The sequence below is a fragment of the Paenibacillus sp. FSL H3-0286 genome, from assembly GCF_045040705.1.
GTDB classification, from domain to species: Bacteria; Bacillota; Bacilli; order Paenibacillales; family Paenibacillaceae; genus Paenibacillus_AQ; species Paenibacillus_AQ odorifer.
Genome location: NZ_CP150285.1, coordinates 4484297 through 4497166, shown reverse-complemented (window position 1 = coordinate 4497166; position 12870 = coordinate 4484297). Strand labels below are relative to the sequence as shown.

Here is a 12870-nt window from a genome sequence, read left to right as displayed (position 1 = left end):
CACCAGCAAAACCCATTACATAAGATCGTAGAATATGTAGGAGATATGATTCGCTGCGCTTCATAATCATTGCTAAGTAATGATATGATATAGGTATCAATTTTGTGGGGTGCACTGATATGGATTTCCGAATCAAAGAACTAGTTAATGCTACACAGCAAACCTATGGACTGGACAACTACTATTTACATACAAATGAAATTTATCGCGAAGTTACGATGCTGGGAGAAACCGACTATTTGCTTAGTATGGAATGGTTTCCTTCTCACATTAAGGAATGGAAGGAAGATTATAATCCGGAAGGAACTGCAGTCATTACGCTTGACTTGCTATCCAATAACTATAAAAGTGTTATTTTTGTTGGAGGGAAATCTTATGCAAATCGAACACCGTTCCAAAACATTGAATTAAACGGCGTTATTCAGTGGATGGAAGCTGAAGTAGGGCTTGAATATGGTAAACAATTCTACTTAGTGAAGGAAGAAAGAGGAGAATATCATTTTGCTGAATGTATAGACGGTATACCCATCTCTCCCGGCGGGCGAATGGAGTTACGCTTCGATGCGGAAGGTAGAATTATTTTTTATAGTGTCTATGGCCAGTTTCCTTCCAGCTCCCTTGTGCAAAAAGAGGATTATTTTCTCACGCTTCAAGCGGTAGAGCCACTGGCTAAAAACCAACTACAGCTTATAGAATATCCAATGTACGAGATGAAGCATCTCCTGCCGATCTATGGGATAGAAGAAATCTACATTACAAATGATGGAACAACCACAATTCCATTTGAGATGATATCAGGAACGAGAGCACGACTGAATATTGATCAAGTAATGCAGTGGGAGCAAGCGGACACGAAACAGTTCGCAAGGACGGAGATCCGTCTGCAAGAAGTGGTTACAATCGAACAGGCAATAGCACGTGAGCCGCATCCAGATTCATTTTCAATCACAGACATAGAACAAGCCCAATGTATAACCGCAGTCGAAATTGGTTTAAGCCAGCTCTATCCGGAAGAATCCGGACAATGGATATTGAAGACTTTACATCGGGAAAGAGGACATATTCAAGCGACATTGAGGAAGAATGTATCAAGTAATCGTATTTTTCAGCGTAAGCTCCTTCTGTTCATCGATACGAAGAATTATAAGGTTATAAATTATATGGATAACAAGCTAATGCTCGATACGTTTGATGAATTCAAGAGTGAAGGGAAAATTGCTGTGAGCCATGACGAAGCTTATGACAAGCTCAAGGGATGGTTCGAATTAACACCCGTCTATGTGTATGATCCTGGGCAGAAGAGGTATGTGCTGTGCGGAAAGCTGGATTGTGATTATGCCGTGAAGGCCACCAGCGGAGATGTGGTAGAGTGGGGTAGTTTGGAATGATAGTGAAACCAGATTGATTTAGTCAAAAAGATAACATCCGAAACTCATGTCCAAGAGACATGGGTTTTTCTTTATGTAGTTGGATTTTCTTGCAGAAGTTGTCTAATTTAAGACTTACTAAATTTTGTCCTTTTTTTAGGTCAGAAAGTTTTTTTAACTAGATGCCAAAAATTTAGATTTACACGCAGAGAAATTCCGGTGAATAGCGTCAAATAGAAGTAGACGTTAGGAAAAAAGAAAGTTTCGTTAGGTACAATGGATGAAATGAGAGACAATAACCGGTTTAAGGATGGTGAAAAAGTTGGGTTTCAAAATACGTAAAACCACGGTGCAGTCCGTCTGGATGATGTGGGAAAAAACTTTTGCGTTGCTTTCACATTTTCGCGGATCACATAAGTCACGCTTTGGTATATGTACCGTGATGCTAAAAAAGCACCGGGGACAGCCTATTGTATGCCAAGACGCCACGGTCATCAATCAGGGAGAGTGGGTGGGAGAACTCCACCTCGACAATGAAAGAATCCTGAAGTTGATCCGGTCCGAAGGATCGGATCGTGCCGCACTGCAAACGGCTCGCATGCTGCGCAAATCAATGCAGCAAATCAATGAAGCGTTCGAATCGCAGTCGGAGTTCAGGCAGGTCAAGGCTTTATTGGGGATTACACTGCTCCATCGGGGATTAACGCACGGTCTTGGTTTTGAACAACAAAATATAAAGTCCGGCGTTTTCGAACGCATCACCACCATCTATCTTCGATTGCTGCTGTCTGCCATGCATCCTGAAGGGAGACAAAGAATCAATCGGCGAACAGAGCAACTGGTCCCGATGTTACTGATCCATTCACGCGCCTCACTGAAAAATCGATTTTCACCCGGACAGAACTACTCTGGATAGGTCTTATGCTTGTTATAAGGAGGTGTAATCATACTTACATATCTGATAGGAGGAATACTATGTGCCGCTACTCTTTACATGTTTATTCCAAGTTTGATTACGCGAGTGAGCGGCTTTGGTGTTTTTCGCAAAGGAACGGTAGAAAAACAGGTGGCATTCACTTTTGATGATGGGCCACATCCGAAATATACGCCGGAATTGCTGGATTTATTGAAGTTACATCAAGTGAAGGCTACTTTTTTCGTGCTTGGATCGCGAGCGGAGCAGTATCCAGATCTGATCAGAAGGATGGATCGGGAAGGCCATCAGATTGGCATCCATAATTACTGCCATACCTCTAATTGGCTGATGCTGCCCAGTACAATTAGGCGAGAACATCTGGAACGCTCCGCTGATATTATAGAGTCTATTGTCGGAATCAGACCCAATCATTACCGTCCACCCTGGGGATTAATCAATCTATTTGATTTCTTTCGGCACAAGCAGTATCGAATTGTTCTATGGTCGCTGAAGGCGAGTGACTGGAACATCCGGGCCTGTCAAACCCGGATGCAGGCCATTTTATTAGGTGGAATCACCGATGGCTCCGTTGTTTTACTTCACGACAGCGGAGAGACTGCGGGCGCGGACCGGCATGCTCCTTATTTTATGCTGCAAGCTTTAGAAGAAGTGCTAAACCAACTACAGGCAAGAAACTTGCAATTTGTTAGGCTTGATGAAATGTCTTGACGTATTCCAGTGAGTTGTTATTAAGACTTAAATTGTTTGCGGAAGCAGAGCGGCGAGATGCCCATTATTAATTTGAAGGTTCGTCCAAAGTGGGAGGTGTTATCGAACCCAACCATTCCCGCAATTTCAGTAACATTAAAAGAAGAGCCAACCAGCAAATCACGCGCTTTTTTAATGCGGATGTTATTGATATATTCAATGAAGCTGAACCCGGTGGATTCTTTAAAAGTACGGCAAAGGTAGGAAGAGCTTATTTCGAATTGCCGTGAAATCTCACAGAGCTTAAGCGGTTCCATATAATGTTGATTTACATAATTAACGATGTCCAGGACTTTCTTATGTGTACGATTGGATTCTACAAATGAAGCTACGCGGCTGTCAAATAGTTTACGATTAAGATAGAGAAGCAGCTCCACCAATAATATTTGTTGGTACTGTTCATATCCGCGGGCTTGCTTCTTCCCCTCCTGGATCATTTTCTGAAAAAGCTGTTCGATGAAATATTGATCCATCCCGGTCATCTTCAAAGCGCGGTAATCACTTTTGAACAATTCGAGCAGTTCCTCACATTGACTGCCGGTGCAGAAATGCTGCAGGAATTCTTTTTTAAACAGGAGTGTAACCCGTTCATACATATTGCAGCCGGAATTGACCAGTTTGTGCATTTCGTGAATATCCATAAATAGCAGTGTTCCGCCCGCAACCTGGTAAGTTCTGTCCCCTATAAAATAATAAAAATCCCCGGATATTAAATACAGAATCTCATATGCATCATGATAGTGTCTTGAAGGCATGCTGGTGTATACCTGTTTCTTGCGGCTGATGTCAAAAAGAGTAGACTCATAAAATACCGGTTTCATTCAGCACCTCCTAAGAGGATTGTAGACTTAATCTATGGTTTGTAGCAACATATGTATAAAAATTAATATTTACAAGAAAATACGTGCTGTTTGGACAAAGTTTTTGAGATAAGCTTAAATTGAATTACCAAGTGTTGGAAAAAGGAGGGCTGTCATGCTCAAATAGGTTAGGGATAAGGTTCACTGCCACTAAAAGTTAAAGCGCTTAAACTATTCAATTAAAGGAGAGATTGCGGTGCTAAATTCAACGAAGAGTAAGGTTTCCAAGAAGATGAAATTTTCATTGATGATTCTGCTCAGTTTTTCAATGATTTTTTCTTATGGCTGTCTGTCCAAAACATCTCAACAGAAAAGTTATGCGGCAGGGAACCCTGATTCTAATTTCTCACCGGCAACACTTCAATTCTTGCGTGACAACACAGGTCTGGATGGTGAGCAGTGGAACAATATTATGATGCTTGTCAACAAACCGGAGCAGGACGATCTGAACTGGATCAATTTTTACGGATATTGTGAAGATATTGATGATGACCGCGGGTATACGATTGGAATATTCGGTGCGACTACAGGCGGCTCAAATGATACCGGTCCCGACGGTCCGGATCTGTTCAAGGCATATGACGCTGCCAAAGGCGCGAGTAATCCTTCGGTTAAAGGCGCATTGGCCCGGATCGGTGTTAAGGGTTCGATGAAAGGGAAGATCCTCGAGATCAATGAAAGCGAAGAGAGCTTCTGCAGAAAAATCGGCAATTTGCAAAATGATCCCGAGTGGAGAGAGGCTATGTGGAAAACGTTCTACAATATCTATATTAAATACAGTGTGGAGCAGGCCCGCAAACGCGGCTTTAACTCGGCATTAACTATTGGTTCCTTCGTGGATGCAGCGCTGAACCATGGAGCTACCGGCGGCTCCGAGACCCTTCAAGGGCTTTTGGGTAAATCCGGAAGCAGCACGGATGAGAAGACTTTTATGACCAAATTTTATAAAGAACGGACCAAGATTGTGGATACTAATGAGTACAACTCTCCGCCTAACGGCAAGAACCGTGTGAAGCAGTGGAGCAATTTGCTGAACATGGGAGAGACAGACCTGAAGGGTGCAGATTCAGCAATCCTTCAAGTCACCGACTGGGAACTCCAATAACAGGAAGGTAAGGGTAGCAGAACCGCCGTTCTTCTCGGAGACGGCGGTTCGATGATAAGTGAGATTAAGGAAGAGGGAGATGGGCTGAATGGATAACAACCAATCTTATCTCAAAAATAGATTTTACAAGGTAATCAGTCTAATGGTTATAGGTTTGCTGCTTGCCATGGAGTTGACTGGTTTTGTCTCAGCAGGAAGGGAAGAAATTGAGGAAGACCTTGTAAATGAAGCAACTGCAGTTCAGGAAACGATTGCCCAGTGGATTTTTAAAGACAAAGGCGAAAACGGTGTATTTCCGGCTACAGGCGGGGTATATCAGACGTCTTCATCCATTCGTGATGTAGGAACTAATACGGATGCGTACACCTATGAGTCAAGTGAGAACAGCGTACGCAACCAGGGCTGGCATGAAGGAACGGGCCTAAAATACTGGCTTGCCACGCTTTCTACCCAAGGCTTCGAAGGGATCTTCCTTTCTTCACAGCAAACCTCTTCAAGTACAGGACCCAGGGATTTCAAGGTGCAATACAGTATAGATCAACAGGAATGGATAGATGTTACGGGCGGCAACCTTGTTCTAGCCCAGAACAATTTTAATTGTTCCAATAATTCCTGCAAATTAACTAACCTCGCTTTACCTGCCGGAACAAACAATCAAGATGTACTCTATATCCGCTGGGTGGTAAACTCTGCGAAAAGCGTAAGCGGGGGAACGGTGTCCAGCTCAGGCTCAAGCAGAATCAAAGATGTGATAATTAAAGGAACACGCAGCAGCGGCGAACCTGGGAACACTCCCACACTTGAGGTAAGCAAAACTCCCGCTTCAGGGGCTGCAGATGTTCCCCTTAACGCAGAGATCACCGTGAAGTTTAACAAAGCCATCAGTCTCGACAGTAGTTATCAAGTTGTAATCACAGAAAACAATCTTCCTCTTACCAACATTTCTGCTTCACTCCTCGGTCAAGACACAGTCAAAGTCAGCCACCCTACTTTCACTGCCGGCAAAACTTACAACGTGACCGTCCCTAAAGAGCTTGTTAAGGGGACTACGGATGGCCGGACACCTGAGAACGATATTACCTGGAGCTTTAAGACGAAGTCTCCGGATACCGGCATCAAAACACCAACGCTTCTGAACATGACTTTTAATGGAGACCCAAAGACAAGTATTGCCTTTGACTGGTATACAGCCGAAACCGTCAGAGGTACAGTAGTGCAAGTAGTGGAGGCCGCCAATGCGGGAGGAAGCGAGTTCCCGGAACAATTGGCAGCTTCTTATGAGGGCAGCGTAACAGTTATTGAAACCTTAATGACATCAGGAGACAGAAGCTCCAAAAAGTATAAAAAGTTCGCTAGCCACAAGGTTATTGCAAGCGGTCTTAAGCCTGGAACTAAGTATATCTACCGGGCCGGTAACGGTGATGCGGACGGCTGGAGCGAGGGGGGTTCTTTTACCACGGACAAGGCGGATAATCAGGATTTCCATTTCCTCTATGTAACCGACACCCAAGGCTCAAGTAAATCGAATTTCGATCTGTGGCAGGATACTTTTAAGAGAGCTATTGAGAAAACGGTAGATCCCAAGTTTGTTCTTCTTACAGGGGATCTAACGGATGACGGTGATCTGGAGCAGTTGTGGCAGTGGTTCTTAGGTGTGCCGAAAAAAGAATTTGCCAATGTGCCATTTGCACCGATTATCGGCAACCATGAGATAGAGGATTATCCGAATAACAACTTCTATAACCATTTTAATCTTCCAAAAGATGTCGGGACGGGCGCTCATGACGGGTCGGTATATGCTTTCGAATACGGCGATGCCCTGTTTATGCAGATCAATTCCCAGTACGAAGGGGAGGTTAAGCCGTATAAAGCGGATATTCAATTCACGAAGCAATTGGAATGGATGCGGAATCAAGTGGCAAAGACCGACAAGAAGTGGAAATTCGTCTCGATGCATAAGGGAGCGTATTCTTCAGGGGATAATGCTTCGGCAGAAAGCGACCGGGTAGAATTTTACCGGAAATATCTAATTCCTGTATTTGATGAGCTGGGTGTGGATATGGTGTTTGAGGGACATGACCATATGTATATGAGGTCTTTTCAAATGCTGAACAACGTTCCGATTAAGAATGTCATTACCGATGAGCAAGGAAATGTGCTGAATCCTAAAGGGACCGTGTATCTGATGGGCAACTCGGCCGCTTCGAAATTTTATGCCATTAATCCAGATGCAGACACTTTTTTTGCAGCAAAAAACGACCAGCCCAACAAGAAAATGTTCGTGGATGTTTCCATTACAAGCGACGTGCTGAAATTCACATCCTACACAGCTGTTAAAGATAAACCTCTTGCAGTCTATGATGCTTACAGTATTAAACGGACTGACGTCAAACCCGGCATTGTAGAAAATCCAAGTGCAGTAAGACAGTCAGGGAACCGTGCAGTTCTTTCGTGGAAAGCGCCAGCAAATAGCTCTGAGCCTGTGCGAGGTTACCGGATTTACGAGAAAAATGATAAAGTCAGCACAAATTGGAGCGTGTATGTGCCGACGGTAAGCGGTCAGACGAGTTACAGTTATACATTAAACGGCATAGATTCTGCTAAAGCCTACAATTTCGTGATTAAAGCAGTGGGGACAAGAAATAATTCGCTTCCAGCAGAGGCAGGAATGCAATGAATGGATAGAGGAGGCGTTGACGGGGCTTAGGCATCCGTTAACGCCTTTTTTTCATAGTTGTTGAAGCTGTCCATTCCTCCTAGGGTAACTCCTCCAAAAGATAGCTTCACTTTTTACCAGATCATGAGCAGAATCGGCAAGAGGGTTTGGGGTGGGTCCTACGAAACCTAGAATTGGGATGATAAATTTAAGTGCCATCCATACATAGACCCCAGGTAAGCCGTGAATCAAAAATACGCAGATCCATGACAGTAAAGCTGCAGCCAACATTGTACTACCTAATAGTTAGATGAATATAACTGGAAAATCACTTCGGCTGCTAACCTATCCGAGGCTAGACCCGGTGATTTGGATAATACCACCGTAGGGAAATCTGAAAAACAATCATTTGTACAACTGTATTTGTCTTGTACCGTTCTTTGAAGTTAGTAATAGACTATATCAATCTCAGAGAAGGAATTGATTTAGTTGGCTAACAGTGATATACGTCTTACTCTTTGGTCGGGTACTAATTTTACCAATCGCCGGATTCGATTCAGACGTGGAGGAGTTGCGGTTCGTGATCTTGGAGCGTTTCAGTTTAACAACGTTCTCTCGAGTTTCCGTCTCAGAAATGTTGTGCAGAGCTCTCAAGTAACGCTTGTACTATTTTCGCGAATTAACTTTCAGGGATCGTTCCGTGTATTCCGTGGCAGCCAAAACGTAGCGAACTTGAATAATTTTAACTTTAACAATGTCACATCTTCGTTGATATTGGTAGACCGTATCCTTACAAGCTCCGAAATTTCCCAAATTCAAAGCACGGGTAGAGCGCCTCGAGATGTCCTCGTAATAAGACAATAATAATGCAAAGGGTGCCCCTAGGGCGCCCCTTTTTTACAAATATCAGTAGCACAGGTCAAGACAAAATATGCATAGAATTTAATATAAAATAAGAGAATAGGTGCTGCTCCCGCAAACAATCCTCCTTTAAACTAGTAACGTACTTAACAAAATCTGCTAGAGGAGGATTCAAATGCGCAAAAAGGTTATCGGGACAATTTGCAGTACAGTTATGGTTTGCAGTCTGCTTGCAGCAGGCAACGGAACATCCTACGCCAATAACTCTGATGCTCCTACCAACAAATCGGTCAAAAACGTAATCCTGTTTATTACGGATGGGATGAGCTTATCCGATGTGAACTTGGCCAGATGGTATCAGGGAGGTCAGGCGCTTGCGATGGATAAGTATTTCAGCGGGCTGGTGAGAACCTATTCTACGGATTCACTGACCACAGATTCCGCTGCGGGAGCTACGGCTTATGCCACAGGCCATAAGGTTAAGAGCGAGACGGTATCCATACTTCCAGACCGAATAACGATGCCTTTCGTAAGCGCAGTTAAACCAGAGGACATGAACAAACCTCTGCCTACCCTTATGGATGCAGCGAGAATGGCAGGGAAAAGTACAGGAACGGTATTCACTTGTGAATTAACGGATGCGACACCAGCTACATTTTTAAGTCATGCATACACGCGTGACAATGCGCAGTCTATTGCAGAACAGATGGTCTATAGTGGTGTAGATGTTCTACTTGGGGGCGGTTCCGGGTATTTGGTACCCGGCAAAGAAGACATTAACCGCAAGGACGGAGAAGATTTAACCAAAATCCTGAAATCAAATGGGTATGAATACGTAACGGATAAAGCAGGTTTAATGAATACTAAAACGAATAAAATCTGGGGACTATTCAACCCCGAAGCACTGGATGCTGATTTTGACCTGAACCCGCAAAAGCAACCGAGCCTTGCCGAAATGACCAATGTAGCGATAGAGAAGTTGTCACAGAACGAGAATGGTTTTATTCTGATGGTCGAAGCAAGCCAGATTGACTGGTATGGTCATGATAACGATCCAGTGGGGATTATGAGTGAGACCTTAGCGTTTGATAAAGCCTTCAAAGCCGCTGTTGATTTTGCAGAAAAAGACGGGAATACAGCAGTCTTATCGGTTTCGGATCATGCTACCGGCGGGCTCAATATGACGAACTATGATTCTACCAAAGACCTAATCTCCGTGCTGAAGAAAGCGAAGCACACCAGTTATTACATTGAAGGCAGTATTAATGAGAGCAATTTCAAAAAGGTCCTTGCGGATAATTATGGACTTAGTGATCTAACCAAAGAAGAAGCGGATCAAGTCAGATTGGGAATGCAGGACAACCTTTCGCCAGTCATCGGTAAAATTTTGGGGGATAAAATAGGAGTAACCTTCTCTACGGATGATCACACATCGGAAGAAGTTGGATTGTTCGCCTACCATCCGGCTAATTTTAAACCGACCGATTTCATGAACAGCGGTGTAATCCAGAATACGGATGTGAATAAGTATATTCAAGAAGTAACCGGACTCAATCTGGCGCAGCTTCAGGATACACTGTACGTATCCAGTGATAAATTCAAGGCCAAAGGAGCTACGATTACCCTAGATAAGACCGATAAGACTAATCCGGTGGTTGTAGTGAAAAAAGCAGGCCAAGTTCTCAAGCTGCCTATAGATAAAAATATCGCCATTCAGGATGGCAAAACAACGAAACTAAATGTGCTGACAGTAATGATTAAAGATAAAGTGTGGATTTCGCAGGATGCTTTGGACTTAATTCTCTAATTCTTAAAGTTCATGTTGTGATCTGTCGCCTAAAAGTTAAAGCGCTTAAACCCAAAAACCCCTTTTTAAAAGGGGTTTTTGGGTTTAGATAAGAAATTTCGACTTGAATTGAGGCGAGGAAAGCGAAGCTTTTATCGTTTTATTGCAGGCTTTGTTCCATAGGTCATCAAGCGCCAAACCTTTTCTAAAGGGCCCATGGAAAAAAACTTGAACCAAATGGTGCTAAAAATGATTTGAATCATATAAATCAGAACTGCGATGTAGAGAATATCTTTTGGTGAAACGACTTCGAGACCTATCATTGAAATGATTGCCGTCCCTATAATGCTTTGTGCTACATAATTTGTAAACGCCATTTGACCCACCCGTGATATGGGTTTCAGGAATTTCACCATTTGTTTATTTTCTAATAGTAGAAATAATGTTGTTAAGTAGAACAAAGTGGATGGGAGAGATCCTAAGCCCGTAACTGAATCTACATTGCTGTTCCCATTTTGAGAAGCGTTCCAAATCCATAGTGAAAAACCAATGAACAACAGAAATGATACCATTTGAATCCATCTAATGGGTCTTGTTAATTCTTGTATATGTGTCAGCCAACCTGACTTTGCGGTTAAAAAACCAGCTAAAAACATAATAAAGATTTGTATAGCGTCATTAGAAAAAATATCAAGAATAGATGAGATTGCCCCTTGAGAAGGCAGGAATATTTTTACCACTAAGGAAATGATGTAAATGGATGTCATACCCATAAGCCACTTTTTAAGTGTAGAAACCGTTGTGTGATAAAAAGGGATCAGAAACAATCCGATAATGGCATATGCGGGCAGAATGGTTCCCCAAAAGATAAATACATGAATGATTCCCAGCAGCAAAAGGATTAGTAAACGTCTAGCCATACGCCATCTGGGTTTATCTCCCCGGCTTTCGGCTCTTGAGGCGAAAATGTATAGACCTACACCAAATAGGAATGAAAAAATAGAAAAGAACTTTTTTTGTACGAAGATGATTATCAAGCTATGGATGATTCCATTAATGCCACTATAGTCTGGTAAGGGTTCTCCTTCCATAATAACTTTAAAGGCTCCAACATTTATAAGCAGAATGCCAAAAAGAGCAAGTCCGCGAATGATGTCGAGTGAAATGATTCTTTCTTTTTGCGAAATGGAGGGATTCATTAATAGTGCTCCTTTGAAAATATTTTTATTTGCCTAGGAGTCAGTATAAGTTGCGAACCTTACATTAAATTGATGCCAACATTACAGGATCCTTAAATTTGATAAAATGTTCCAACTCCAGTTGAATTAGAATCAGTTTTATGGTTAATATGAATACTAAATCATTTTGGGGTGTGAACTAGAAATGTCAGCATATACTCAACCGATCTTTGTGGCAGCGATCTTTTTTGTGGTTTTAGCATTTGCCTTATTTATCCCATGGCTCATTTATACCTATAGAAAATATAATTACCTTCCCTTTTCTACCACGTTAATTTCGTTTTCGTTTATCTTTTACTTTCTAGCAGCGTTATTTTTAGTATTGTTGCCGTTGCCGGAAATACGTAACACTTGTTCTCTTCAAAAACCGGGTACACAACATTATTCACTTATGCCATTTCAATTTATAGTGGGCACCTTTGGAAATAGTGGCATCGTGTTATCACAGCCTGCAACTTATAGGCTATTATTTAGCCAACCCTCATTCTATCAAGCGTTTTTTAATTTCTTACTATTATTACCTTTTGGTGTTTATCTGCGATACTTTTTTCAAGATAAGAAATATTGGAAGAAAGCTCTAGGCTTCACGTTCTTATTAACTTTATTTTATGAGATAACACAGGTAACCGGCATTTACGGGATTTATAATTGCCCTTATCGTATTTTTGATGTGGATGATTTATTGTTAAATACTACTGGCGGTGTACTGGGGTTCTTTATTGCTCCAGCTGTGTTGGCGTTATTCCCGTCAAAAAAGAAAATTAAGGAGAAAGCGGAAAGATTATTAGCGCTTGATGAAGTAAGAGGGATGTCTGTGTTACTGGCTGTTATTATTGATCTATTTATCAGCAACCTAGTAGTTAAAGTTGTGTTGAGTATGACCAACGTTAATATGGTTAGTGAATTTATTGCGAGCACCATTACACTTTCTGTAACCTTTTTTATTATTCCGATGATTTGGAATGGATCGACAATCGGTACGAAAATAATGCGTTATCGCTATGACAGTAAAATAAGTCGAGTGGAAACGAACAAGCGATTATTTAAACGCTTTGGTGCCATTTACGCGATGTACTTCATAACAGTCATTGCGAAAACGTTGAATAATGTGGAAATATCAATGGATTCTCCATTTTATAAGGCATCTATATTCTTAACCCTAGGTGCTGGATTGACCTCTCTCATTTTAACGATCGTATTGTTCGTTCATGTTATATTAGTCGTGTTTGGCGAACAAAAACGCCGCTTTTACTTTGATGAAGCTTCTGATTTATATACAACCAGAAAAAAATGAATGCTATTCAATAGCAAAG

At 42.1% G+C, this 12870-nt stretch carries 9 protein-coding genes; 7 read left to right on the top strand and 2 right to left on the bottom strand.

The genetic code is table 11. The features are described 5' to 3' along the window. Positions 1–119: 119 nt before the first annotated feature. From MHB37_RS20215 to MHB37_RS20205, 3 genes are all read left to right on the top strand, one after another. Positions 120–1388, top strand: coding sequence for a hypothetical protein (locus MHB37_RS20215; RefSeq protein WP_405168413.1), 1269 nt, complete (start codon positions 120–122; stop codon positions 1386–1388). A 289-nt stretch (positions 1389–1677) separates the two neighbouring features. Then, on the top strand, positions 1678–2283 hold the full coding sequence (locus MHB37_RS20210) for a YkoP family protein (RefSeq protein WP_405168412.1): 606 nt from the start codon (positions 1678–1680) through the stop codon (positions 2281–2283). A gap of 78 nt (positions 2284–2361) precedes the next feature. Beyond that, complete coding sequence (locus MHB37_RS20205) at positions 2362–3012, top strand: polysaccharide deacetylase family protein (protein WP_175618995.1); 651 nt, start codon at positions 2362–2364, stop codon at positions 3010–3012. 20 nt (positions 3013–3032) lie between these two features. On the opposite strand, the gene MHB37_RS20200 is transcribed toward MHB37_RS20205, so the two are convergent. Further along, on the bottom strand, positions 3033–3872 hold the full coding sequence (locus tag MHB37_RS20200; protein ID WP_076190747.1) for an AraC family transcriptional regulator: 840 nt from the start codon (positions 3870–3872) through the stop codon (positions 3033–3035). Between the two features lie 271 nt (positions 3873–4143). Between MHB37_RS20200 and MHB37_RS20195 the strand changes: the two genes are divergently transcribed. The 3 genes from MHB37_RS20195 (at position 4144) to MHB37_RS20185 (ending at position 10340) form a co-directional block, all read left to right on the top strand. Then, on the top strand, positions 4144–5016 hold the full coding sequence (locus tag MHB37_RS20195) for a chitosanase (protein WP_076127377.1): 873 nt from the start codon (positions 4144–4146) through the stop codon (positions 5014–5016). Between the two features lie 88 nt (positions 5017–5104). Continuing rightward, complete coding sequence (locus MHB37_RS20190; protein ID WP_405168411.1) at positions 5105–7693, top strand: metallophosphoesterase; 2589 nt, start codon at positions 5105–5107, stop codon at positions 7691–7693. A 1015-nt stretch (positions 7694–8708) separates the two neighbouring features. Next, positions 8709–10340, top strand: coding sequence for an alkaline phosphatase (locus MHB37_RS20185; protein WP_076306908.1), 1632 nt, complete (start codon positions 8709–8711; stop codon positions 10338–10340). A 131-nt stretch (positions 10341–10471) separates the two neighbouring features. On the opposite strand, the gene MHB37_RS20180 is transcribed toward MHB37_RS20185, so the two are convergent. Continuing rightward, positions 10472–11518: a DUF418 domain-containing protein gene (locus tag MHB37_RS20180; RefSeq protein ID WP_405168410.1), complete on the bottom strand. Its 1047-nt coding sequence runs from the start codon at positions 11516–11518 to the stop codon at positions 10472–10474. Positions 11519–11702: 184 nt separating this feature from the next. Here MHB37_RS20180 and MHB37_RS20175 point away from each other — a divergent pair, with 184 nt between their 5' ends. Then, the gene (locus tag MHB37_RS20175) at positions 11703–12851 is read left to right on the top strand and encodes a VanZ family protein (protein WP_405168409.1); all 1149 of its coding nucleotides are present in this window, start codon (positions 11703–11705) and stop codon (positions 12849–12851) included. Positions 12852–12870 lie beyond the last annotated feature (19 nt).